21 protein-coding genes are annotated in these 24,931 nt (G+C 55.5%); 15 read left to right on the top strand and 6 right to left on the bottom strand.

Going from position 1 to position 24,931, the window contains the following annotated elements:
• Positions 1–171 precede the first annotated feature (171 nt).
• From lolA to serS, 3 genes are all read left to right on the top strand, one after another.
• Complete coding sequence (gene lolA, locus B3041_RS10830) at positions 172–783, top strand: outer membrane lipoprotein chaperone LolA (RefSeq protein ID WP_065649708.1); 612 nt, start codon at positions 172–174, stop codon at positions 781–783.
• Between the two features lie 7 nt (positions 784–790).
• Positions 791–2,137 carry a replication-associated recombination protein A gene (locus B3041_RS10825; RefSeq protein ID WP_292972305.1) on the top strand — a complete coding sequence of 449 codons (1,347 nt, stop codon included), beginning with the start codon at positions 791–793 and terminating at the stop codon, positions 2,135–2,137.
• A 97-nt stretch (positions 2,138–2,234) separates the two neighbouring features.
• Positions 2,235–3,527 (top strand): serine--tRNA ligase, encoded by a 1,293-nt coding sequence (gene serS, locus B3041_RS10820; RefSeq protein ID WP_292972302.1) that lies wholly within the window; start codon positions 2,235–2,237, stop codon positions 3,525–3,527.
• A 175-nt stretch (positions 3,528–3,702) separates the two neighbouring features.
• Here serS and B3041_RS10815 read toward each other — a convergent pair whose 3' ends face one another.
• Complete coding sequence (locus B3041_RS10815) at positions 3,703–3,831, bottom strand: hypothetical protein (RefSeq protein ID WP_292972300.1); 129 nt, start codon at positions 3,829–3,831, stop codon at positions 3,703–3,705.
• Positions 3,832–3,844: 13 nt separating this feature from the next.
• On the opposite strand from B3041_RS10815, the gene B3041_RS10810 reads away from it, so the two are divergent.
• Positions 3,845–4,996, top strand: coding sequence for an MFS transporter (locus tag B3041_RS10810; RefSeq protein WP_292972297.1), 1,152 nt, complete (start codon positions 3,845–3,847; stop codon positions 4,994–4,996).
• Positions 4,997–5,038: 42 nt separating this feature from the next.
• On the opposite strand, the gene pflA is transcribed toward B3041_RS10810, so the two are convergent.
• From pflA to ycaO, 4 genes are all read right to left on the bottom strand, one after another.
• Positions 5,039–5,779: a pyruvate formate lyase 1-activating protein gene (gene pflA / locus B3041_RS10805; protein WP_292972294.1), complete on the bottom strand. Its 741-nt coding sequence runs from the start codon at positions 5,777–5,779 to the stop codon at positions 5,039–5,041.
• Between the two features lie 147 nt (positions 5,780–5,926).
• Complete coding sequence (gene pflB, locus B3041_RS10800; protein ID WP_292972291.1) at positions 5,927–8,209, bottom strand: formate C-acetyltransferase; 2,283 nt, start codon at positions 8,207–8,209, stop codon at positions 5,927–5,929.
• A gap of 61 nt (positions 8,210–8,270) precedes the next feature.
• The gene (focA, locus tag B3041_RS10795) at positions 8,271–9,131 is read right to left on the bottom strand and encodes a formate transporter FocA (protein ID WP_292972288.1); all 861 of its coding nucleotides are present in this window, start codon (positions 9,129–9,131) and stop codon (positions 8,271–8,273) included.
• Between the two features lie 258 nt (positions 9,132–9,389).
• Positions 9,390–11,153, bottom strand: coding sequence for a 30S ribosomal protein S12 methylthiotransferase accessory factor YcaO (gene ycaO, locus B3041_RS10790; protein ID WP_292972285.1), 1,764 nt, complete (start codon positions 11,151–11,153; stop codon positions 9,390–9,392).
• Between the two features lie 312 nt (positions 11,154–11,465).
• On the opposite strand from ycaO, the gene serC reads away from it, so the two are divergent.
• The 10 genes from serC to kdsB all read left to right on the top strand — a co-directional run bounded on the left by serC (position 11,466) and on the right by kdsB (position 23,178).
• Positions 11,466–12,551 (top strand): 3-phosphoserine/phosphohydroxythreonine transaminase, encoded by a 1,086-nt coding sequence (gene serC, locus B3041_RS10785; RefSeq protein ID WP_065649700.1) that lies wholly within the window; start codon positions 11,466–11,468, stop codon positions 12,549–12,551.
• 79 nt (positions 12,552–12,630) lie between these two features.
• Positions 12,631–13,917, top strand: a complete 1,287-nt coding sequence (gene aroA / locus B3041_RS10780) for a 3-phosphoshikimate 1-carboxyvinyltransferase (RefSeq protein WP_065649699.1) — start codon at positions 12,631–12,633, stop codon at positions 13,915–13,917.
• A gap of 197 nt (positions 13,918–14,114) precedes the next feature.
• On the top strand, positions 14,115–14,795 hold the full coding sequence (gene cmk, locus B3041_RS10775) for a (d)CMP kinase (RefSeq protein WP_065649698.1): 681 nt from the start codon (positions 14,115–14,117) through the stop codon (positions 14,793–14,795).
• A 121-nt stretch (positions 14,796–14,916) separates the two neighbouring features.
• A complete protein-coding gene (gene rpsA, locus B3041_RS10770) occupies positions 14,917–16,590 on the top strand; it encodes a 30S ribosomal protein S1 (RefSeq protein ID WP_052246478.1) in 1,674 nt (557 codons plus the stop codon).
• A gap of 88 nt (positions 16,591–16,678) precedes the next feature.
• Positions 16,679–16,963: an integration host factor subunit beta gene (gene ihfB, locus B3041_RS10765; RefSeq protein ID WP_010618275.1), complete on the top strand. Its 285-nt coding sequence runs from the start codon at positions 16,679–16,681 to the stop codon at positions 16,961–16,963.
• A gap of 202 nt (positions 16,964–17,165) precedes the next feature.
• Positions 17,166–19,424, top strand: a complete 2,259-nt coding sequence (locus tag B3041_RS10760; protein WP_292972267.1) for a DNA internalization-related competence protein ComEC/Rec2 — start codon at positions 17,166–17,168, stop codon at positions 19,422–19,424.
• Between the two features lie 34 nt (positions 19,425–19,458).
• Positions 19,459–21,207: a lipid A ABC transporter ATP-binding protein/permease MsbA gene (msbA, locus tag B3041_RS10755; RefSeq protein WP_065649696.1), complete on the top strand. Its 1,749-nt coding sequence runs from the start codon at positions 19,459–19,461 to the stop codon at positions 21,205–21,207.
• Entirely contained in the window at positions 21,204–22,187 is a 984-nt protein-coding gene (gene lpxK, locus B3041_RS10750) for a tetraacyldisaccharide 4'-kinase (RefSeq protein WP_065649695.1), read from the top strand. The genes msbA and lpxK overlap by 4 nt, the downstream gene beginning before the upstream one ends.
• Positions 22,188–22,249: 62 nt before the next feature.
• Complete coding sequence (locus B3041_RS10745) at positions 22,250–22,432, top strand: Trm112 family protein (protein ID WP_039383570.1); 183 nt, start codon at positions 22,250–22,252, stop codon at positions 22,430–22,432.
• On the top strand, positions 22,429–23,178 hold the full coding sequence (gene kdsB, locus B3041_RS10740) for a 3-deoxy-manno-octulosonate cytidylyltransferase (RefSeq protein WP_065649694.1): 750 nt from the start codon (positions 22,429–22,431) through the stop codon (positions 23,176–23,178). Before B3041_RS10745 ends, kdsB begins: the two co-directional genes overlap by 4 nt.
• Positions 23,179–23,241: 63 nt before the next feature.
• Here kdsB and elyC read toward each other — a convergent pair whose 3' ends face one another.
• Entirely contained in the window at positions 23,242–24,027 is a 786-nt protein-coding gene (gene elyC / locus B3041_RS10735; protein ID WP_065649693.1) for an envelope biogenesis factor ElyC, read from the bottom strand.
• Between the two features lie 124 nt (positions 24,028–24,151).
• Here elyC and cmoM point away from each other — a divergent pair, with 124 nt between their 5' ends.
• A complete protein-coding gene (cmoM, locus tag B3041_RS10730) occupies positions 24,152–24,922 on the top strand; it encodes a tRNA uridine 5-oxyacetic acid(34) methyltransferase CmoM (protein ID WP_292972261.1) in 771 nt (256 codons plus the stop codon).
• Positions 24,923–24,931: the final 9 nt, after the last annotated feature.

The raw sequence follows: 24,931 nt of genomic DNA, 5'->3' as shown, positions 1-24,931 counted from the left end.
TGACAGCACTATTTTCCTCATGGGCCAGTTATTAACTGGCCCATTGTTTATCTGTTGCGCAATCTCCATATCTTTGGGACCTTTCGGCTTTTTCTTCTGTCGAAGAGACAATACGGCAACTACGTTTAATAGCAGTGAGTATCAGGAACAGTGAATAAGGAATCGAATCAGATGAAATTACGCGTTATTGCCTGTGGCCTGCTGGCCGGTTTTGTTTCAGCATCTGCACTGGCAGATGCCTCTGGCGATCTGCAGCAGCGCCTGAACAAAGTAAACAGCTTCCATGCCAGTTTTAGTCAGAAAGTGACCGACGGCAGCGGCGCTAATGTTCAGGATGGTGAAGGGGAGTTATGGGTTAAGCGTCCCAGCCTGTTTAACTGGCATATGACGGCACCAGATGAGAGCGTTATTGTTTCTGACGGTAAAAACCTGTGGTTCTATAACCCGTTTGTCGAACAGGCCAGCGTCAGCCTGTTGCAGAATGCCACCAGCAATACGCCCTTTATGCTTATCGCGCGCAATCAGCCCAGCGACTGGCAGCAGTACAATATCAAACAGCAGGGGGACAGCTTTGAGCTGACGCCAAAAAACAGCGACGGCAATCTGAAGCAGTTCACCATCAACGTCTCATCATCGGGCACCATCAATCAGTTCAGCGCGATTGAGCAGGATGGCCAGCGCAGCAGCTACCAGCTGAAGAGCCAGAAAAATGGTGCCATCAGTCCCGATAAATTTACCTTTACGCCACCAAAAGGGGTAACGGTAGACGACCAGCGTCAGTGAGGTTGAGTTGAGTAATCTCTCTCTGGATTTTGCCCCTTCAAATGCGTTTAAACCGCTGGCCGCCAGAATGCGGCCCGCCACGCTTCAGCAGTATATCGGCCAGCAGCATCTGCTGGCCCCGGGTAAACCGCTGCCGCGGGCGATTGAAGCCGGACAGCTGCACTCAATGATCCTGTGGGGCCCGCCGGGCACCGGAAAAACCACGCTGGCGGAGATCATCGCGCACTACGGCAACGCTGATGTGGAACGCATTTCAGCGGTGACGTCCGGCGTAAAGGATATTCGTGAAGCGATTGAACGTGCCCGGCAAAACCGCCATGCCGGCCGGCGTACTATCCTGTTTGTGGATGAGGTCCATCGCTTTAACAAAAGCCAGCAGGATGCTTTTCTACCGCACATTGAAGACGGCACCATTACGTTTATTGGCGCGACTACGGAAAATCCTTCGTTTGAACTCAATTCTGCGCTGCTGTCGCGCGCGCGCGTTTATCTGCTCAAATCACTGACCACAGAAGATATTGAGCAGGTGCTGACGCAGGCGATGGAGGATAACACCCGTGGTTATGGCGACAGCGACATTGTGCTGCCTGATGCCACTCGCCGGATGATCGCCGAACTGGTAAGCGGTGATGCACGCCGGGCGCTTAATACGCTGGAAATGATGGCGGATATGGCAGATGTTAACGCAGAGGGTAAACGGGAGCTGACGCCGCAGTTGCTCACTGAAGTCGCCGGCGAGCGCGCGGCGCGCTTTGATAATCAGGGCGATCGCTTTTACGATCTTATCTCGGCGCTGCACAAATCGGTGCGCGGCTCTGCGCCCGACGCGGCGCTCTACTGGTATGCCAGAATCATAACCGCAGGCGGGGATCCGCTCTACGTCGCACGGCGCCTGCTGGCTATCGCCTCGGAAGATGTCGGCAATGCCGATCCGCGTGCAATGCAGGTAGCCATCTCAGCCTGGGACTGCTTTACGCGCGTCGGGCCGGCAGAAGGCGAGCGCGCGATTGCGCAGGCGATTGTCTATCTGGCGTGTGCGCCGAAAAGCAACGCAGTGTACACGGCTTTCAAAGCGGCGCTGCGCGATGCGCGCGAGCATCCAGACTATGATGTGCCGGACCATCTGCGTAATGCGCCGACAAAACTGATGAAAGAGATGGGGCTGGGCAAAAGCTATCGCTATGCGCATGACGAGCCCAACGCTTATGCGGCCGGCGAAGTCTTTTTTCCGCCGGAAATGCGCGACGTCCGTTATTACCATCCTGTGCCGCGCGGACTGGAAGGGAAGATCGGTGAAAAACTCGCCTGGCTGGCTGAGCAGGATCAAAATAGCCCGATAAAACGCTACCGCTGATAAACGCGTTACGGTAAGGTGAGCAAGGAATTCATTGCATTCCAGTGGGATGCAACCCCTCTTTTTTTCAATTAACCATTTATTACACAGGATAAGCATGCTCGATCCCAATCTGCTGCGTAACGAGCCAGACGCAGTCGCAGAAAAACTGGCACGCCGGGGATTTAAACTGGATGTGGATACGCTGCGCTCCTTAGAAGAGCGTCGTAAAGTACTGCAGGTAGAGACAGAAAATCTGCAGGCTGAGCGTAATGCCCGATCCAAATCCATCGGTCAGGCAAAAGCCCGTGGGGAAGATATCGAGCCGCTGCGTCAGGAAGTGAATACGCTGAGTGAACGTCTGGATGCGGCTAAAGCTGAACTGGATGTGCTGCAAAATGCGATCCGCGATTTTGCGCTGGCGCTGCCAAACCTCCCGGCTGATGACGTTCCTCTGGGTAAAGATGACAGTGAGAACCTGGAAATCAGTCGCTGGGGGGAGCCGCGCCAGTTTGACTTCCCGGTTAAAGATCACGTGGAGCTGGGTGAATCGGTCAGGGGGCTGGATTTTGCCGCCGCCGTTAAACTGACCGGTTCCCGCTTTATCGTAATGCAGGGGCAGATTGCCCGCCTGCATCGCGCCCTGAGTCAGTTTATGATCGATCTGCACACGCAGGAGCACGGCTACCTGGAAACCTATGTGCCGTATCTGGTTAACCACGATACGCTGTATGGCACCGGGCAGCTGCCAAAATTTGGCGAAGACCTGTTTCACACCAAACCGCTGGGTGAAGAGGCGGGCAGCAGTAACTATGCGCTGATCCCTACCGCTGAAGTGCCGCTGACTAATCTGGTGCGTGATGAAATCGTCGAAGAAGAGAGTCTGCCAATCAGGCTGACGGCGCATACGCCATGTTTCCGCTCTGAGGCAGGTTCGTACGGGCGTGATACGCGCGGGCTGATCCGTATGCACCAGTTCGACAAAGTTGAGATGGTGCAGATCGTTGCGCCGGAAACCTCTATGGATGCACTTGAAGCGCTGACCGGACATGCGGAGAAAGTGCTGCAACTGCTTAATCTTCCCTACCGTAAAGTGCTGCTCTGCACCGGTGATATGGGCTTTGGCGCAGTGAAAACCTACGATCTCGAAGTCTGGCTGCCGGCGCAGGATACCTACCGTGAAATCTCCTCCTGCTCCAACATGTGGGATTTCCAGGCGCGTCGTATGCAGGCACGCTGCCGCAGCAAAAGTGATAAAAAGCCGCGCCTGCTGCATACGCTGAACGGATCGGGACTGGCGGTAGGTCGTACGCTGGTTGCAGTACTGGAAAACTATCAGCAGGCCGATGGCCGGATTGCCGTTCCGGACGTGCTGCGTCCTTATATGGGCGGTCTGGAGTATATTGGCTGATCGTACCCTGATTAAAGAACCCGGCGCTGGCCGGGTTTTTTTATGGGCAATATCGTTCGCAGCAATGCCTTTTCCCTGCAAAGTTATCACAAATAAACGTTATCGAAGAACGCCGGCAGTTAAGCGCTAAAAATCTGTAAATTCATAGTGATAGATTTTAATCCGGCTTTGTTTATTATGCTTCTAACCGCCTGAAGATAAAAAAAATAAATTGTTCAGCAGCAAATTGTGCGGTGCCTTTTTTCTCTTCGTTGACTTTCCGTTTTCCAGTGGCAAACTGCGCGCAATTCTCGCTTCTTTCCATTGGTTTTATCCTTATGCTTACCTGGTCGCGCCCCGTCCTGCTGCTGCTCTGCGGCTTAATGCTGATGACGGTTTCTATCGCTGTGCTTAATACGCTGGTGCCGCTCTGGCTTGCTCATGAGCAGCTGCCTACCTGGCAGGTAGGCATGGCGAGTTCCGCCTATTACACCGGCAATCTGGCGGGCACGCTGCTGGCTGGCTGGCTGATTGCGCGCTACGGTTTTAATCGCTGCTTCTATTTTGCCAGCGTGCTGTTTGCTCTGGCGACGATGGGAATGGTACTGCTGGAAGGGTTCTCCAGCTGGACGCTGCTGCGCTTCAGCGCTGGCGTAGGCTGTGCGCTGATCTGGGTGGTAGTGGAAAGCGCGCTGCTCTGCAGCGGTACGGTGCGTAACCGCGGTCAGCTGCTGGCTGCCTATATGATTGTCTATTATCTCGGTACGGTGGCCGGGCAGCTGCTGGTCAGCAGCGTCTCCACTGAACTGCTGCACGTTATCCCCTGGGTGACGGCGCTGATTGTCTGCGCGATACTGCCACTGCTTTTTGTACAGGTGAGTATGGTAGCGGAGAGCGAAGAGGCCTCCACCACCCGCATCTGGAGCATGCTGCGCCGCCGCAGTTCACGCCTCGGGATCAACGGCTGCATTATTTCCGGCATTGTACTGGGATCACTCTATGGTCTGATGCCGCTCTATCTGTCGCATCGCGGTATGAGCGATGCTTCAGTAGGCTACTGGATGGCGCTGCTGGTGAGTTCCGGTATTATCGGACAGTGGCCTGTCGGGCGTCTGGCCGATCGCTTTGGCCGTCTGATGGTCCTGCGCGTGCAGGTGTTTGTTGTGATCCTCGGCGCCATGGCGATGCTGGGTGATACGGCAATGGCGCCGGCGCTGTTTGTGCTCGGGCTGGCAGGCTTTACGCTCTACCCGGTTGCCATGTCATGGGCCTGTGAGACCGTTGCACACCACGAACTGGTGGCGATGAATCAGGCGCTGCTGTTCAGTTATACCGTAGGCAGCCTGGTGGGACCGGCAATGACCTCAATGCTGATGCAGCATTACTCTGACCAGCTGCTGTTTGTAATGATCGCTGCGGTGGCGCTGGTCTATCTGGTCATGCTGCTGCGCAAAGCCGATCATCATGCGACGCCGGTGGCGCACGCCTGACAGGTTCAAACATCAGAGAGAGCATGCCGCTCTCTCTGGTTTTTAATACATGACGTTGTGGCCGTAGCCCGCCAGAATTCCTTTGATGCGCTCCATCGTCTCTTTTGCTGGCGGCCTGACGCCCTCCAGCTGATACGTTTCCCCCATAGCCTGCCATTTATGCTTGCCCAGCTCGTGATAGGGAAGCAGCTCTATTTTTTCCACATTCTGCATCTCCGCAGTAAACCGGCCGAGCCGGTGCACGGAGTCATCGTCATCTGAATAGCCCGGCACCACCACATAGCGGATCCAGGTGCGTTTATTGATTTTCTGCAGATAGCGGGCAAAATCGAGCGTGCGATGATTAGAAACGCCGGCCAGAATTTCATGGATCTCATCATTAATCTGTTTCAGATCCAGCATCACCAGGTCGGTTACTTCCAGCAGCTCATCGATTACCGGCTCATAGCGCCGCACAAAACCGTTGGTATCGAGGCAGGTGTGAATGCCCGCCTGTTTACAGGCGCGGAACCAGTCACGCACAAACTCCGCCTGCAGGATCGCCTCGCCGCCGGAGGCAGTTACCCCTCCGCCGGACGCCGTTATAAAATGACGGTAGGCAAGCACATCCTGCATCAGCTCATCAACCGTCACCGTTTTGCCGCCGTGGGTATCCCATGTGTCGCGGTTATGGCAGTAGAGACAGCGCATCAGGCAGCCCTGGAAAAATGTGATGAAACGAATGCCGGGACCGTCAACGGTTCCGCAGGATTCAATAGAGTGAATACGACCGACAGCAGACATAGCGATGGTTCTCCGGATTAGCCTGTTTCAGGCAACGCAATCTTTGTTGCGCTCAGCAGGGAAGTCAGTTTTGCCAGCGTGCCCGCGTCAGCACGCTGCCAAAACGGACTCTGAAACAGGGCCCCTGTCAGGGAGCCCTGTTTATCATCAGAGTGAGGCAGTAAAGGTGCGGGTGATTACATCCTGCTGCTGCTCACGGGTCAGCGAATTGAAGCGCACTGCATAACCCGAAACGCGTATGGTGAGCTGCGGATAATTTTCCGGATGCGCCATCGCGTCCAGCAGCATATCGCGATTCATGACGTTGACATTCAGATGCTGGCCGCCTTCCAGGTCCGCTTCATGATGGAAATAACCATCCATCAGGCCCGCAAGGTTTGATTTCCGCACCTCATCATCTTTGCCGAGCGCATTGGGCACGATGGAGAAGGTGTAGGAGATGCCATCTTTTGCATAGGCAAACGGCAATTTAGCCACTGAGGTCAGCGAGGCTACGGCCCCTTTCTGATCGCGTCCGTGCATCGGATTGGCACCCGGGCCGAACGGCGCACCGGCGCGGCGACCATCCGGAGTATTACCGGTCTTTTTGCCATATACCACGTTTGAGGTAATGGTCAGCACGGACTGGGTTGGTACGGCGTTGCGATAGGTCCGGAGCTGCTGAATCTTTTTCATAAAGCGTTCAACCAGATCGCAGGCCAGATCGTCGACGCGCGGGTCATTATTACCGAACTGCGGATAATCGCCCTCAATGTCAAAGTCGGTGGCCAGCCCGTCAGCATCACGTATGGGTTTCACCCGGGCATACTTGATGGCAGAGAGAGAGTCCGCTGCCACTGAGAGCCCGGCAATCCCGCATGCCATGGTGCGATAAACGTCGCGATCGTGCAGTGCCATCAGCGCAGCTTCATAGCTATATTTATCGTGCATATAGTGGATGATGTTCAGCGCGGTGACATACTGCTGCGCCAGCCAGTCCATAAAGTGATCCATGCGTGCCATGACTGTCTCAAAGTCGAGCACTTCATCGGTAATAGGCGCCTCTTTTGGCCCGACCTGCATTTTGAGTTTTTCATCCATCCCGCCATTGATGGCGTACAGCAGCGTTTTGGCCAAGTTGGCACGCGCGCCGAAGAACTGCATCTGTTTGCCGACAATCATCGGACTGACGCAGCAGGCGATAGCGTAGTCGTCATTATCAAAGTCAGGACGCATCAGGTCATCATTTTCATACTGCAGTGACGAGGTATCGATGGAGACTTTAGCCGCATATTTTTTAAAGTTGAGCGGCAGCTTTTCGGACCAGAGAATGGTCATGTTAGGCTCAGGGGAGGGGCCCATGGTGTAGAGCGTATTCAGGAAGCGGAACGTGGTTTTAGTCACCAGCGTGCGTCCGTCGACGCCCATTCCGGCGAGTGATTCTGTCGCCCAGATAGGATCGCCTGAGAACAGCTCGTCATATTCCGGCGTGCGCAGGAAACGCACCATGCGCAGTTTCATGACCAGATGGTCAATCAGCTCCTGCGCCTGCTCTTCAGTGAGCCTGCCAGCCTGCATATCGCGTTCAATATAAATATCCAGGAAAGTAGATACGCGACCAAATGACATTGCGGCGCCGTTTTGCGATTTTACGGCCGCCAGATAACCAAAATAGGTCCACTGTACCGCTTCCCGCGCGATGGTGGCCGGCAGAGAGATATCACAGCCATATTTTGCCGCCATCGCTTTGATCTGGCCCAGCGCACGGTGCTGTTCAGCGATCTCTTCGCGCAGGCGAATGGTGGCTTCCAGATCCACGCCGTTTTCCATATCGTGCTGCAGCGACGTGAACTGCGCGACTTTGTCCTGCATCAGATAGTCAATGCCGTAGAGCGCAACGCGACGGTAATCACCAATAATACGACCACGGCCGTAGGCGTCAGGCAGCCCGGTCAGTACGCCTGATTTACGGCAGCGCAGAATATCCGGCGTATAGACGTCAAATACGCCCTGGTTATGGGTTTTACGATAATCCGTAAAGATTTTTTTTAGCGCCGGATCGAGCTCACGTCCATAAACTTTACAGGAGCCTTCCACCATTTTGATGCCACCAAACGGAATAATGGCACGTTTCAGTGGCGCGTCAGTCTGCAGACCAACGATAGTTTCCAGAGATTTGTCGATATAGCCTGCATCATGCGAGGTAATGGTGGAGGCCAGATCGGTATCAAAATCTACCGGCGCATGCGTACGGTTCTCGATTTTGATCCCTTCCAGTACGCGGTTCCACAGTGCCGTTGTCGCGGGGGTGGCACCGGCGAGAAACGATTCGTCGCCTTCATACGGCGTATAGTTATTCTGGATAAAGTCGCGTACGTTAACGCAGCTTTGCCACTCCCCGGCCTTGAATCCTTCCCAGGCTGTTGCCATTTTTTCATTCAGTTCGGACATGATATACCTGCCTTGTTTAAGGAGACTCTCTTGCCGGACGCATTGCTGCCCCCGGACACAATTACGCTGCCGGCGCAGAACCGCGCAGATAGATAACCCAGTAAGTCAATCCAACCAGTACACCGCCGCCGATAATATTGCCGAGCGTGACCGGGATCAGATTGTTGAAAATAAAATCGCTGAAATTGAGTGCCGGAAATTGAGCGGCAGTGGTACCGGTCAGCTGCCAGAACTCCGGTGCGGCAAAATCGCGGATCAGGATGGCCATCGGGATCAGAAACATATTGGCGATGCTGTGTTCAAAGCCGCTGGCAACAAACATCGCCACCGGCAGAATCATGGCAATCATCTTGTCAGTCAGGCTGCGTCCGGAATAGCTCATCCAGACGGCCAGACAGACCAGCAGATTAGCCAGCGTGCCCAGTGCTACGGCCTCTGCAAAGCTGTGATGCATCTTGTGATCGGCGGTTTGCAGCAGATTAAGTCCCCACGCACCCCCAGCCACCATATGCTCACTGGCCAGCCAGATCAGCATGACGAAAAAGAGCGCACCGCACAGGTTGCCGACGTAGACATTCAGCCAGTGGCGGGCCAGCTGCAGCCAGCTGATACGCCCGCTGGCTTTGGCCACGACAATAAGAACAGTTGAGGTAAAGAGATCGGCACCGCATACCACCACCAGCATCAGACCCAGCGAAAAGCAGATGCCCCCTATGAGTCTGGCCACGCCCCACGGCAGCAGTGTGCTGCCAGTGGTCGCGGTGATATAGAACACAAAGGCGATCGAGATAAAGACGCCGGCGGTAATGGCAAGAAAAAAGGTCGTAAGGGGATGTTTAGTTGCTTTATAGACGCCCGCCTCTTCAGCAACTTTAGCCATTGCCGCAGGCAATAAAGCATTAAAGGGATTGTCAGCTTTCACGCTTACGCTCTCCGTAACAGGTCTGAGGAGATGCTAACAAAGCCGGTAAGCAGCGGACTTGATATGGATCATCTTTAGTCAGGAGAAGGAAGAGGGAATAGCATTAAATTCATTCAAGCTATTGAATTTAAATAAATAAAATAATTTTAAAATATGCAGATTTATTTTAATGGCAGGTGTAGCGCGGTAAAAAAAACAGGTACAGCCGTCTGGCCATACCTGTTTCACTGACGTCAGTAAACAATTCCCACGCAGTGCTTACACCGCGGACCAGTAGCGGCGTTTTGCCGCCTGCAGTTTTTCATACGCCGCCAGCAGCGCCTGATGAGCAGGTAGCGCATGCAGATCTTCATCGATGGCCTGCAGACCATAAAATGGCGCTTCACCGCTAAGGGCAGCAGACGCGGCGTCAACCGCCGCCTGACCATACATCCGGACAAACGCACGATGATACTGCACCGGATCGCGCTCATCTTCCATAGCCAGCAGCAGCAGCGTCTGCAGACAGCGATAATAATTAGCACGCTCTGCGCTGAAAATTGACTGGTTGAACTCCATGGTCCACTCCGTCCAGATCAGCGCCTGATCGAGATCGCCTCCCGCCAGCGCCAGCATCGCTTTCAGCTCGCCGATACGCAGTGTATACCAGCCATTATCTTTGCCGGTTGCAAGACCCAGCAGCTCACGCACGCGGGTGAAGTCATCATGGCCCTCTTCATCCAGCTGTTCAATGAGCGCCAGATAGGCCTCAGGCTGCCACTCGCTGGCCGGCAGTGCCAGCAGCGTTTCACGCAGTGAAGCGCCCATATTGTTATTAGCCAGCAGCAGATCTTCCGCCGGATAGATGTCGGACATACCCGGTACGATAATGCGGCAGGCATACACGCCCAAATGTTCATAATCTGCGATATAAACTTCTTTATCTTCTGCAGCAAAGATGGCCATCAGCGTAGCGAACTCTTCCTGGGTCGTGCCGGCAAAGCTCCAGTCCACAAACGGATAGTCTGCTTCATCTTTAAACATATCCCAGGAGATCAGACCGCTGGAATCGATAAAGTGTGTCTCCAGGTTTGCATGCTCAGCCACTTCTTCATCGTCAAAGGTCGGCGGCGTAAAGACATCCAGATCTTTAAGACCCCGGCCCTGCAGAAGTTCAGTAACGGTACGTTCCAGCGCCACGCCAAAGTCAGGATGGGCACCAAATGAGGCAAAGCAGGTACCATTGGCCGGGTTGAACAGCACTACGCAGATAACCGGATAGTTGCCGCCCAGGGAGGCGTCGTAAGCGAAGATAGGAAAGCCTTCCGCTTCCAGTCGCCCGATAGCTTCAATTACATCGGGATAACGCTGCATCACCTCAGCCGGAATTTCAGGCAGGCTGATGGATTCAGCGATAATACGGTTTTTAATATGACGCTCAAAAACCTCAGACAGCCCCTGTACGCGTGCTTCATTCGCGGTATTGCCTGCGGACATGCCGTTGGAGACATAAAGGTTGCCGATAATATTCATCGGGATATACACAGTCTGCTGATCGGACTGACGCGTGAACGGCAGGCCACAAATGCCGCGCGCGGTATTGCCGGACTGCAGATCGATTAAATCCGCCGCGCTCAGGCTGGCGTCCGGATCGTAAAACTGACGCAGGCGTGCATCAAGAATGCCTTCAGGCAGGCTTTCGTCATCCGGCAGTGCAAACCACTTCTCATTCGGATAGTGAACAAAATCGCCGTTCGCGATGGTTTTACCCAGCCAGAAATCCGCAAAAAAGTAGTTGGTTGAGAGGCGTTCAAAATATTCACCCAGCGCTGAGGCCAGTGCCGCTTTTTTACTGGCACCCTTGCCGTTGGTAAAGCAGAGCGGGCAATCGCGATCGCGAATATGTACGGACCAGACGTGCGGAACCGGATTCAGCCATGAAGCCTCTTCAATATTAAAACCCAGATCCTGCAGTTTTTGCTGGAAGCGGGCGATGGAGTCTTCCAGCGCGGCATCTTTTCCTGGAATAAACGTTTGCGTCATAGTGGCGCTCTCTCAAGTCGATAAGGTGGGCGTAAAGCGCGCAATAATACGGGTTTTACCGCAGTGGCGCTATCATCCCCGGCATTTTCTCCCGGCGTAACGCCGACAGAGCCAACAGCCGGCCACGGCCGGGCAGGCCTGGTGCAGCCCGCCTCACAATATCCCGCAGTGCGTTACATTTGTAATATAAGCTGCGGCCAGGTGTGCCTCAGAAATGTGATCGCGGCCGGATAAATGATTGCAGCCGCCCGGAGGCAATGATAAAACCGGAGAGAGATTCATAACCGTTCAAGCAGAGAGTGGTGAGGGGACATGACGCAGGTTTACAATTTTAGCTCCGGCCCGGCAATGCTGCCGGTGGAAGTACTTCGTCGCGCAGAGCAGGAGCTGACCAACTGGCATGGTTTAGGCACGTCAGTGATGGAGATTAGCCACCGCAGTAAAGAGTTTATGGCCGTGGCAGAAGCGGCGGAACAGGATTTTCGCGATCTGCTTAAAATCCCGGCCAATTACAAAGTTTTATTCTGTCATGGTGGTGCCCGTGCGCAGTTTGCGGCGATCCCGGGGAATCTGCTGGGTGAGGCGACCACGGCTGATTACATCGATGGCGGTTACTGGGCACACAGCGCAATTAAAGAAGCAGAAAAATATTGCACGCCAAACGCGATTGATATCAAAACCACGCTGGACGGCAAGCGCGCGCTGCTGCCTATGCGCGACTGGCAGCTAAGCGACAATGCCGCTTATGTGCATTTCTGCCCTAATGAAACCATTGATGGTCTGGCGATTGATGAAGAGCCCGATTTCGGCAATAAAACCGTGGTGGCCGATCTCTCTTCTACCATTCTCTCCCGGCCTATCGATGTCAGCCGCTATGGTCTGATTTATGCCGGTGCGCAGAAAAATATTGGCCCGGCGGGGCTGACGCTGGTTGTAGTACGTGAGGATCTGCTGGGCAAAGCCCAGCGCTACGTACCTTCTATTCTTGACTACAGCGTGCTGGCAGAAAACGACTCAATGTTTAATACGCCGCCTACTTTCGCCTGGTATCTTTCTGGTCTGGTCTTCAAATGGCTGAAAGAGAAAGGCGGCATCAGTGAGATGGATAAGCTGAATCAGGCAAAAGCTGAACTGCTCTATGGCACCATTGATAACAGCAGTTTTTATCGTAATGAGGTTGCCAGCGCAAACCGCTCACGTATGAATGTTCCGTTCCAGCTGGCAGATGACTCACTGGATAAGTTATTCCTGGAAGAGTCGCTGAAGGCAGGTTTGCATGCGCTGAAGGGCCACCGTGTTGTAGGCGGTATGCGTGCATCTATCTACAACGCCATGCCGCTGGAAGGCGTTAAAGCGCTGACCGAATTTATGACAGAGTTCGAGCGTCGTCACGGCTGATCTGTGTTTCACGCCAGCTTGTCTGGTATCAGACCCCGTCAACAGACGGGGTTTCGTATTTTTGGAGATTTCGTTTCACATGCAGGACTCCCTGACTCTTCAACCGATTGCCCGCATCGACGGCACGGTCAACCTGCCGGGTTCAAAAAGCGTTTCAAACCGTGCACTGCTGCTGGCCGCGCTGGCTAACGGCACGACGCGCCTGACTAACCTGCTTGACAGCGATGATGTAAAACATATGCTCACTGCGCTGCAGGCGCTGGGCGTCAGCTACACGCTTTCCGCTGACCGCACCGTATGCGAAGTTACAGGCAACGGTGGCGCCCTTCATGCGGAGCAGCCGCTGGAGCTGTTTCTTGGTAATGCGGGCACCGCAATGCGCCCGCTGGCTGCTGCACTCTGCCTGGGCGACCACGCCGTGGTGTTAACCGGTGAGCCGCGCATGAAAGAGCGTCCTATCGGTCACCTGGTCGATGCGCTGCGTCAGGGTGGGGCCAGTATTGATTATCTGGAACAGCGTGATTATCCGCCGCTGCGCCTGAACGGTGGTTTCACCGGCGGTGACGTCAGCGTTGATGGCAGCGTATCCAGCCAGTTTCTGACTGCGCTGCTGATGACTGCGCCGCTGGCGCAGCAGGATACCTGTATCACGATCGCAGGCGATCTGGTTTCTAAACCTTATATTGATATCACGCTGCATCTGATGCGCTGCTTTGGCGTAGAAGTTGAAAACCAGCATTATCAGCGGTTTATTGTTAAAGGTCAGCAGCAGTATCAGTCACCGGGCGAATACCTGGTGGAAGGGGACGCCTCTTCAGCTTCCTATTTCCTCGCTGCAGCAGCCATTCGCGGCGGCACCGTACGGGTTACCGGCATTGGCCGTAATAGCGTGCAGGGCGATATCCGCTTTGCTGACGTACTGGAAAAAATGGGCGCGGTGATCGAGTGGGGGGATAACTACATCGCCTGTACACGCGGTGAACTGAACGCCATCGACATGGACATGAACCATATCCCGGACGCAGCGATGACTATCGCAACGACGGCGCTGTTTGCACAGGGCACTACGCTGATGCGTAATATTTACAACTGGCGCGTGAAAGAAACCGATCGTCTGGCGGCCATGGCAACTGAACTACGTAAAGTGGGCGCAGAAGTCGAAGAGGGCCACGATTTTATCCGGATTACGCCACCTGCGCAGCTGCAGCACGCAGATATCGGCACCTATAACGATCACCGTATGGCGATGTGCTTTTCTCTGGTTGCACTTTCCGATACGCCGGTAACGATCCTCGATCCAGGCTGTACAGCCAAAACCTTCCCGGACTATTTCCGGCAGCTGGCAAAAGTCAGCCACGCTTCCTGATAGCCCGATCCGGCGTATGTGCGCCGGATCGCTTTGCACTCCACTGGTCTTTCTGCACAGAAAATCATCTGAAAAGGCGCAAACTGTCACCGCTGTCGATGTGCAGGGGTAACTAACCGGCTGCAGGCAGCGTATACTACTGCGCAATTCAGACAGTCCCTGGACTGTTAATAAGCAGGCTGTAACAGGAGAGAACAATGACGGTAATCGCCCCGGTAATTACTATCGATGGCCCAAGCGGCGCAGGGAAAGGGACGTTATGCAAAGCGATGGCAGAGTCATTGCGGTGGCATCTGCTCGACTCTGGCGCGATCTACCGCGTGCTGGCGCTCGCCGCGCTGCATCACCAGGTGGATATTGAATCGGAAGAGGCGCTGGTGCCGATGGCCGCCCATCTTGACGTTCGTTTTCTTTCGGCTGACGGCGAAATGCAGGTGGTGCTGGAAGGTGAGGATGTGACCAGCGAGATCCGCACGCAGGAGGTAAGCAATACCGCTTCACGTGTTGCAGCCTTCCCGCGCGTGCGCGAAGCGCTGCTGCGTCGCCAGCGCGCTTTCCGTGAAGAGCCTGGCCTGATTGCCGACGGGCGCGATATGGGCACGGTGGTTTTTCCCGATGCGCCAGTGAAGATTTTCCTTGATGCCAGCCCGGAAGAACGCGCTCAGCGACGTATGCTGCAGTTGCAGAAAAGCGGCATTGATGTTAACTTTGAGCGCCTTTTATCCGAGATAAAGGAACGCGACGACCGCGATCGTAATCGCGCTATCGCCCCTTTGGTGCCTGCCGCTGATGCTCTGGTGCTGGATTCAACCAGCATGTCGATTGAGCAGGTGATTGAGCAGGCACTTGATTACGCCCGGCAAAAACTGGGTGTATAATCTTTCGGTGACAGAATTGCTGTAACCCTGTACCACGGAACCGGTGCCGGGCATGTGAAACAACCCCATCCGACAGTGACGTCAGGTGGACGTTAAATTGAAGAATCCTAAGATTATCAATATGACTGAATCTTTTGCTCAACTCTTTGAAGAGTCCCTGAAAGAAATCGAAACCCGTCCGGGTTCCATTGTTCGTGGCGTTGTTGTCTCTATCGACAAAGACGTCGTGCTGGTTGATGCGGGTCTGAAATCTGAATCTGCAATTCCTGCAGAGCAGTTCAAGAACGCAGCTGGCGAACTGGAAATCCAGGTGGGCGACGAAGTTGACGTTGCTCTGGACGCAGTAGAAGACGGCTTCGGTGAAACCCTGCTGTCCCGTGAGAAAGCTAAACGTCATGAAGCTTGGATCACGCTGGAAAAAGCTTACGAAGACGCTGAAACTGTTACCGGTGTTATCAACGGCAAAGTTAAAGGTGGCTTCACAGTTGAGCTGAACGGTATTCGTGCGTTCCTGCCAGGTTCACTGGTTGACGTGCGTCCGGTTCGCGATACTCTGCATCTGGAAGGCAAAGAGCTTGAATTCAAAGTAATCAAGCTTGATCAGAAACGTAACAACGTCGTGGTTTCACGTCGTGCTGTTATCGAATCTGAAAACAGCGCTGAGCGCGATCAGCTGCTGGAAAACCTGCAGGAAGGCATGGAAGTCAAAGGTATCGTTAAGAACCTCACTGACTACGGCGCATTCGTTGACCTGGGTGGCGTTGACGGCCTGCTGCACATCACTGACATGGCATGGAAACGCGTTAAGCATCCAAGCGAAATTGTCAACGTGGGCGACGAAATCACTGTTAAAGTGCTGAAGTTCGACCGCGAGCGTACCCGCGTATCTCTGGGCCTGAAACAGCTGGGCGAAGATCCATGGGTTGCTATCGCTAAGCGCTATCCGGAAGGCACTCGCCTGACCGGTCGTGTAACCAACCTGACTGATTACGGCTGCTTCGTAGAAATCGAAGAAGGCGTTGAAGGTCTGGTACACGTTTCTGAAATGGACTGGACCAACAAGAACATTCATCCATCTAAAGTTGTTAACGTGGGCGATGTTGTTGAAGTTATGGTTCTGGACATCGACGAAGAGCGTCGTCGTATCTCCCTGGGTCTGAAGCAGTGCAAATCTAACCCATGGCAGCAGTTCGCAGAGACCCACAACAAAGGCGATCGCGTTGAAGGTAAAATCAAGTCAATCACTGACTTCGGTATCTTCATCGGCCTGGACGGTGGCATCGACGGTCTGGTTCACCTGTCTGACATCTCCTGGAACGCTACCGGCGAAGAAGCCGTACGCGAGTACAAGAAAGGCGACGAAATCGCTGCCGTTGTACTGCAGGTTGATGCAGAGCGCGAGCGCATCTCTCTGGGCGTGAAGCAGTTGGCTGAAGATCCATTCAACAACTACATCACCCTGAACAAGAAAGGCGCTATCGTGACCGGTAAAGTCACTGCAGTTGACGCGAAAGGTGCTACAGTAGAATTAGCTGATGGCGTAGAGGGTTACCTGCGTGCTTCTGAAGCTTCACTGGATCGCATCGAAGACGCGACTCAGGTTCTGAGCGTAGGCGACGACGTTGAAGCTAAATTCACCGGCGTTGACCGTAAGAACCGCGTTGTGAGCCTGTCTGTACGTGCTAAAGACCAGGCTGATGAGAAAGAAGCTATCAACACTGTTAACACCAAACAGGATGAAAGCAACTTCTCTAACGCAATGGCTGAAGCGTTCAAAGCGGCTAAAGGCGAGTAATCGACCCGAAGCACCGGACGATAGTATTATCGTCCGGTTTCGGTAAAAGCTGTCATACCTTTCCAAACAGGGATTAACCGGAGGATTCATGACCAAGTCAGAACTGATTGAAAGACTTGCTGGCCAGCATACTCATATTCCGGCGAAAGTCGTTGAGGATGCGGTCAAAGAGATGCTTGAGCACATGGCCACTACGCTGGCACAGGGCGAGCGCATCGAAATCCGGGGATTCGGCAGCTTTTCTTTGCACTACCGCGCACCGCGCACTGGTCGTAACCCGAAAACGGGTGACAAAGTGGAACTGGAAGGTAAATACGTTCCCCACTTCAAACCAGGCAAAGAACTGCGTGACCGTGCAAATATCTACGGCTAAGCCGTTACCGAACCATAAAGCGACACCTCCGGGTGTCGTTTTTTTTTGCCGCTTCTCTGCGGTTTGCGAGCGCGATCCCGGCGCGCTGTAATTTATATCAACGTATCCGAAAAAGTGCCGATGCGCTGACGCAAATTCATTTCTTGCTACCTCCTCTCTCTTCCTGACTGCCGCACTATAGTGCTGTCTGACGGAGAGAAATATGCCTATTACATGGACCACCGGCGCAGGGATCGCCATTCTTGCCACGCTGCCTCTGCTGCTGTTGCCGCAGATCCCATCCGGCACCACGCTGATCATACTGACTGTTGTCGCTCTTCTTTTGCTGCATCTGCCACATAAAACTGCTGCGCTGGCAGGTTTGTCTCTGCTGGTGGCGTGCTGGGCACAGGGTGAAGCACGCAGTCTGCTGAATGCAATGGAGCAGCTCACACTGCGGCCGGTTGACGCCACGGTCACTATTAGTGCAGCTGACCCACAGCAAAATCAGCTGCTGGTCAGGCTTATCCGCGTTGACGGACGGCTGCAGTTTCCGCCGCTTTTTGTACAGATCAGCAATGTGAGTAAAGCAGAAAACTGGTGCGTGGGGCAGCGCTGGCACATGCGGCTGCGGCTGCGAGCAGTACATGGTCGCCTGAATGAAGGAGGATACGATCTGCAGCGCGTTCGGGTTGCAAATCATATGCCGCTGCAGGGACGTATTATGCATCAGCAGCAGATTTCAGAACGCTGCAGCCTGCGGGCCACACGGGTGGCTCGCTATCAGGCTGCGTTTGGTGAGCTAAAGCAGCCGGCAATTCTGCAGGCGCTGGCGTTTGGCGATCGATCGCAGATGCAGGCGCCGCTGCGCCAGCTTCTGCGTGAGACCGGCACCGCGCACCTGATGGCCATTTCCGGCATGCATATTGCGCTGGCAGCCAGTATTGGCTGGCTGCTGGCACGCGCCGTCCAGTTTCCGTTACCTGCCCGTCATATCAGCTGGCGGTTTCCGCTGATCGTCAGCTGGCTGACCGCTGCTCTCTACTGCTGGATTGCCGGCAGTCATGCGCCCGCGCAGCGTGCGATGCTGGCGCTGACGCTCTGGAGCGCTATACGTGCAGCGGGCTGGCAGCTTAGCGCGTGGCAAATCTGGCTGCTATGCGCAGGGGCACTGCTTGTATTCGATCCGCTGGCAGTTTTGTCGGAAAGCTTCTGGCTCTCAGTGCTGGCAGTGGCGACGCTGATTATCTGGTTCAGCTGGTTTGCGCTGCCAAATCCTTATCGGACGCAGCGCCGCTGGCTGCCGCTGCAGCTACTGCACCTGCAGCTCGGTATGATGGTTCTGATGGCACCGCTGCAGATTTTTCTGTTTCAGGGCATCGGCCTGACTGCGCTGCTGGCTAATCTGCTGGCCGTGCCGGTTATCTCATTTATTACGGTGCCGCTGCTATTGCTGGCGCTGCTTGTGCCACTGCAACAGGCGGCACAGCCACTGTGGTGGTTAGCCGATCGTTCGGTGGACTATCTGGTACTGAGCCTCCAGTGGCTGCCCGCCGGCTGGCTGAGCCTGCATCAGACGCTGCCTGCTGTCGTAGTGATCTGGGGAGGATTACTGCTGTGGCGCAGCGGGCTGATTGCCCGCACGTCGGCCCGCTTCGCCAGCCTGTTACTGGCGCTGCTACTGGGGCGTACCGATGCAGAGCAGAGCGAGTGGCAAGTCGATTTTCTCGACATAGGTCATGGTCTGGCGGTCGCGATTACGCAGGGAAAGGAGGTGGTACTCTATGATACCGGCCCGGCGTGGCAGCAGGGCGATGCGGGGGAACGCACGATTTTACCCTGGCTGAACTACACCGGGCGCACGCTGCAGGGCGTCATACTGAGCCACCGGCATCTCGACCACCGTGGCGGGCTGAACGCGCTGCTACGCGCCCGGCCTGGGCTGACAATCCGCAGCGCGCTTGGGGAGCCCGGGCATCTGCCGTGCGTGCGCGGCCAGCAGTGGCAGTGGGGACGCCTGCGTTTTACCGCCTTGTGGCCGCCAGCCCTGCCGGTAGCCGGGCACAATAATGATTCGTGCGTGGTGCGGGTGGATGATGGCCGCGTAAGCCTGCTGCTGACTGGCGATCTGGAACAGGCGGGAGAGCGCAAACTGGCGGCACTGGAAAAGCGTCAGCTGCAGGCTACACTGCTTCAGGTGCCGCACCACGGCAGCCGGACCTCCTCTACGTCCCTGTTTCTGCGACATATAGCGGGCGAAGCGGCGGTGGCTTCAGTGGCGCGCTACAACGCCTGGCGTATGCCGGCTCAGTCGGTGGTAAAGCGTTACCGGGAGCAGGGCTATCTCTGGGCAGATACTGCACGCTCTGGGCAAATCCGTATTCGTGTCAGCCAGGGTCGCTGGCAGATGCAGGGGCTGCGCGAGCAAATAAAGCCACGCTGGTATCATCAGTGGTTTGGCGTCAAAGATGATTCCAGGTAGAATGAGCGGCTATTTCAAACAGCGTGAATAAATAATGCATCAAGACAAAGATCTCTCAACCTGGCAGACATTCCGCCGGCTCTGGCCAATGATTGCGCCGCATAAAGCTGGCCTTATCGTCTCCGCCGTGGCACTGGTGCTTAATGCGGCAGGCGACACCCTAATGCTCTCCCTGTTGAAACCTTTACTGGATGATGGTTTCGGTAAAGCGGACAAATCTGTTCTGTTGTGGATGCCACTGGCTGTTATGGGCCTGATGCTGATACGTGGCGTCACCAGCTATATCTCCAGCTACTGCATCTCCTGGGTCTCCGGTAATGTAGTGATGAATATGCGTCGCCGTCTGTTCGGGCACATGATGGGAATGCCGGTGGCATTCTTTGATCAGCAGTCCACCGGCACGCTATTGTCGCGTATCACCTATGACTCAGAACAGGTGGCTTCCTCCTCATCCAGTGCCCTGGTAACCGTGGTGCGCGAAGGCGCCTCGATCATCGGCCTGTTTATCATGATGTTCTACTACAGCTGGCAGCTCTCACTGATTTTGATCCTGCTGGCACCGCTGGTCTCGTTCGCTATCCGCACCGTTTCAAAGCGCTTTCGCAACATCAGCCGAAACATGCAGAACACCATGGGCCAGGTCACTACCAGCGCAGAACAGATGCTGAAAGGGCATAAAGAAGTGCTGATTTTTGGCGGTCAGGAAGTGGAAGCGGAACGTTTCTCTCAGGTCAGCAACAAAATGCGTCAGCAGGGGATGAAGCTGGTATCTGCCTCCTCCATCTCCGATCCGGTGATCCAGCTTATCGCCTCCCTGGCGCTGGCATTTGTGCTCTATGCCGCCAGTTTTCCCAGCGTGATGGAAACGCTGACCGCCGGTACCATTACCGTGGTTTTCTCTTCGATGATTGCCCTGATGCGGCCGCTGAAATCGCTGACGAACGTCAACGCTCAGTTCCAGCGCGGTATGGCAGCCTGCCAGACGCTGTTCTCCATCCTCGACAGTGAGCAGGAAGTGGATAACGGCACGCGCACGATTGAGCGAGCTAAAGGCGACGTTGAGTTCCGCAACGTGACCTTTACCTACCCGGGGCGTGAGATCCCGGCGCTGCGTGATATCAACCTGACGCTGCCAGCGGGTAAAACGGTCGCACTGGTGGGCCGTTCCGGCTCGGGTAAATCCACCATGGCCAGCCTGCTGACGCGCTTTTATGATATCGATTCCGGCGAAATTCTGCTGGATGGGCACGATCTGCGCGAATACACCCTGCGCTCGCTGCGTAATCAGGTAGCGCTGGTATCGCAGAATGTGCATCTGTTTAATGACACCATCGCGAACAACATTGCTTATGCGCGCAACGGTGACTATAGCCGGGCACAGATTGAACAGGCCGCCACCATGGCGCACGCCATGGACTTCATTAACAAAATGGATAAAGGCCTGGATACGGTGATTGGTGAAAACGGCGTGCTGCTTTCAGGCGGTCAGCGCCAGCGTATTGCGATTGCGCGCGCGCTGCTGCGTGACTGCCCGATTCTGATTCTGGATGAGGCGACATCTGCGCTGGATACGGAGTCAGAACGCGCCATTCAGTCGGCGCTGGATGAGCTGCAGAAAAACCGGACCTCGCTGGTAATTGCACACCGCCTCTCTACGATTGAAAAAGCGGATGAGATCGTTGTGGTCGAAGATGGCCGTATTGTTGAACGCGGTACGCACGAACTGCTGCTGGCAGAGAAAGGGGCTTATGCGCAGCTGCATAAGTTACAGTTCGGTCAATGATTGAACGCATCTGGAGCGGACGCTCGCCGCTGTGGCTGCTTTTATGGCCATTCAGTCTGCTGTATGGCGCCATCACCTGGCTGATTCGCCTGAGCTATCAGCGTGGCTGGCAAAAAAGCTGGCGGGCACCGCGTCCGGTAATTGTGGTAGGCAACCTGACGGCAGGGGGCAACGGCAAAACGCCGGTAGTGATCTGGCTGGTGGAAGCGCTGCAGGCGCGCGGTCTGCGTCCGGGTGTGGTGTCACGCGGTTACGGCGGTAAAGCGGCACACTATCCGCTGCTGGTAACAGAGAAAACCTCAACGGCAGAAGCAGGGGATGAACCCGTACTGATTGCGCAGCGCACCGGCGTACCGGTGGCCGTAGCGCCCCGGCGCCGTCAGGCCATTGAAGCTCTGCTGGCGGCGCATTCGCTGGATATCATCATTACAGATGATGGTCTGCAGCACTATGCGCTGCAGCGCGATCGCGAAATTGTGGTGGTGGATGGTATGCGCCGCTTTGGCAACGGCTGGTGGTTACCCGCCGGACCCATGCGTGAGCGGGCGCACCGGCTGCAGCAGGTGGATGCGGTGATCGTTAATGGCGGCCACGCAACCGGGACGGAAATTGCCATGACGCTGCAGCCGGGGCTGGCGGTGAATCTGTTATCAGGCGAAACCGCTGCGCTGAGTACATTGCCAGAGATTGTGGCGATGGCCGGCATCGGTCATCCACCGCGCTTTTTCGCCACGCTGCAGCAGCAGGGCGTTAAAACAGTGGCGGAGATCGCGTTTGCCGATCATCACGCTTACAGCGAGCCAGAGCTTGCCGGCCTGACGCTGAGCGGACAGTGTCTGCTGATGACCGAGAAAGATGCGGTGAAGTGCCGTGGATTTGCGCGCGACAACTGGTGGTATCTGCCGGTAGAGGCGCAGCTTTCCGGCGCGGCGCTGGCACCGCTGCTTGACGATATCACCCGGCTGGGCCGCGGCGCGTAATAGTGTCTGGCAACCGCTATGGTATGCTGGCTATCTGACCCCGATCCTGAAAGGAGAAAAGTATGGATCACCGTTTACTTGAGATTGTGGCCTGTCCGGTGTGTAACGGAAAGCTCTACTTCAATAAGGCGCAGCAGGAACTTATCTGCAAACCTGACGGACTGGCATTCCCGGTCCGGGATGGCATTCCGGTGCTGCTGGAAACCGAAGCGCGGACGCTGACGGCTGAAGAGATCCATCCATGAGTTTTGTTGCCATTATTCCGGCGCGCTACGCCTCAACGCGTCTGCCGGGTAAACCGCTGGTCGATATTCATGGTAAGCCCATGGTCGTGCACGTTATGGAGCGCGCACGGGAGTCAGGAGCCGATCGCGTGATTGTCGCGACCGATCATCCTGAAGTAGCCGCGGCAGTGACTGCGGCCGGCGGGGAGGTCTGTATGACGCGGGCTGATCATCAGTCCGGTACCGAGCGGCTGGCGGAGGTCATTGAAGCCTGCAACTTTGACGATGACACTATCATTGTTAACGTTCAGGGTGATGAACCGATGATCCCGGCCGGGATCGTACGTCAGGTGGCAGAGAACCTCGCTGCGGCAGAGGCCGGTATGGCTACGCTGGCGGTGCCAATCGCTGATGCCGATGAGGCGTTTAACCCGAACGCGGTTAAAGTAGTGACCGACCGGCAGGGCTATGCGCTCTATTTTTCGCGTGCCACCATTCCCTGGGATCGCGAGCGGTATGCGCAGTCGCGTGAGCATGCAGGGGATACGCTGCTGCGTCATATTGGCATTTATGCCTATCGCGCCGGCTTTATTCGCCGCTACGTTGCCTGGCAGCCCTGTGCGCTGGAGCAGATTGAACTACTGGAGCAGCTGCGCGTGCTCTGGTATGGCGAAAAAATCCATGTGGCCGTTGCCACAACGGTTCCGAGCGTGGGCGTGGATACACCAGACGATCTGGCGCGCGTCCGCGCGGCGATGCAGCGCTAATCTCACTATCAGGCCAGCAGGCGCAACGCCGCTGGCTCTGTCTGATACTTTCTCTTTCAGAAATCAGGGTGCAGCGTCGTCACGGCTGCCCGACTGACCGCGCAGGTGCTGCCAGATCTGTCCCAGCGTCTCATAGATGGCCCGTTCACTGTGGCTCAGCCAGAGTGGCGAGGGCAGCGCGCGCTCCCAGCTGTTAAGCGGCGAGACGATCGCCATCTGATTGGCCGGCGCCGGAATCGGTGCCAGCCCGGCGTGGTGGAAAAAAGCCATCGCGCGCGGCAGATGATTTGCAGAGGTAACCAGCAGAAATGCGCTGCTGCCCGTAATGTGTTTCACCGCCTGCGCCTCTTCGGCGGTATCTTTCGGCGAATCAAGCGTAATGATGGCGTTACGCGGCACGCCGAGACTTATTGCGACATCGGCAGCAACCGCTGCGTTGCTGCGCGGATTCCGGCCCGCCGCTGCACCGGTAAAGATCATCTTTGCCTGCGGATTACGTCGCCACTGCCTCACGCCCTCGGTCACGCGCGGCAGGCTGTTGCCTATCAGGTTAGAGCCTGGTGCCCAGTCAGGGTTCCAGGTATAGCCGCCGCCCAGCACCACAATCCAGGCCACCGGCGCCGTTCCGTTCCACGTCGGGTAGCGGTTTTCCAGCGGCAGCAGCAAACGATCGGCCACCGGCTGCAGGCTCAGCAGCAGCAGCAGCAGCCAGCTGACAGAGAGTAAAACTTTGGCGCTTTTCTGCCAGCGCGTAAGCCAGAGCAGTAAAAGTCCGGCACCCATGAGCAGTAACAGCAGCGGCAAAGGCAGAAGCAAACCGCCGATGATTTTTTTTAAGGCAAATAACATCCTTTTTTACTCCTTTTGTCTGAAAAAACAGCAGCCAGACAGTTACTGCAGCGTGAAAGGTTCATTCCTGGTGAGCCTGTGACAAAATAGCACAAGTTAACTGCCGCAAACCGGAGCGCACACCATGCAGGATCGTAATTTCGACGATCTGGCGGATAAATTCTCGCAAAACATTTACGGCACCCGCAAAGGGCTGGTGCGTCAGGCCATCCTGTGGGATGAGCTGGAGGCGCTGCTGCCGTCGCTGCCTGCCGGGCCGCTGTCAGTACTGGATGCCGGCGGCGGCGTGGGGCAAATCTCCAGCGGACTCGCTGCACGCGGGCATCAGGTTATGCTGTGCGATCTCTCCGCTGAGATGCTGAAACTGGCTGCGGCACATGCGCAGGAAGCCGGCGTCAGTCACAACATGCAGTTTCGGCAAATCAGCGCCCAGCAGGTGGGCGAGCATTTGGATACGCCAGTCGATCTGGTATTGTTTCACGCGGTGCTGGAGTGGGTCGCCGATCCGCAGGCCGTGCTGCAGGCGCTGTGGCAGACACTGAAGCCGGGCGGCGTGCTTTCACTGATGTTTTATAACGCGCACGGGCTGACGTTCCGCACGCTTACGCTGGGCAATTTCGGCTACCTGCGCGCCAACATGACTAAACGCAAAAAGCGTACCCTGTCGCCCGATTTTCCGCGCGAGCCGCAGGATGTTTATCAGTGGCTGACGCAGTGCGGTTTTGTGATTGAACAGCGCACCGGTATTCGTGTGTTCAGTGACTACATGAAGCCGCAGCCCGGTGCAGGTAAGAGCGTGGAAGAGATTATTGAAATGGAGCGGCGCTACTGTCGTCAGGAGCCCTTTTTAAGCTTAGGGCGTTATATCCATGTGACGGCGCGCAAACCCAGGTAAAAGGATCAA

The sequence above is a fragment of the Pantoea sp. UBA4549 genome (assembly GCF_002387285.1).
Lineage (GTDB): Bacteria > Pseudomonadota > Gammaproteobacteria > Enterobacterales > Enterobacteriaceae > Pantoea > Pantoea borealis.
Note: the sequence above shows the minus strand (reverse complement) of the source record. Positions and strands in the feature narration are given on the sequence as shown.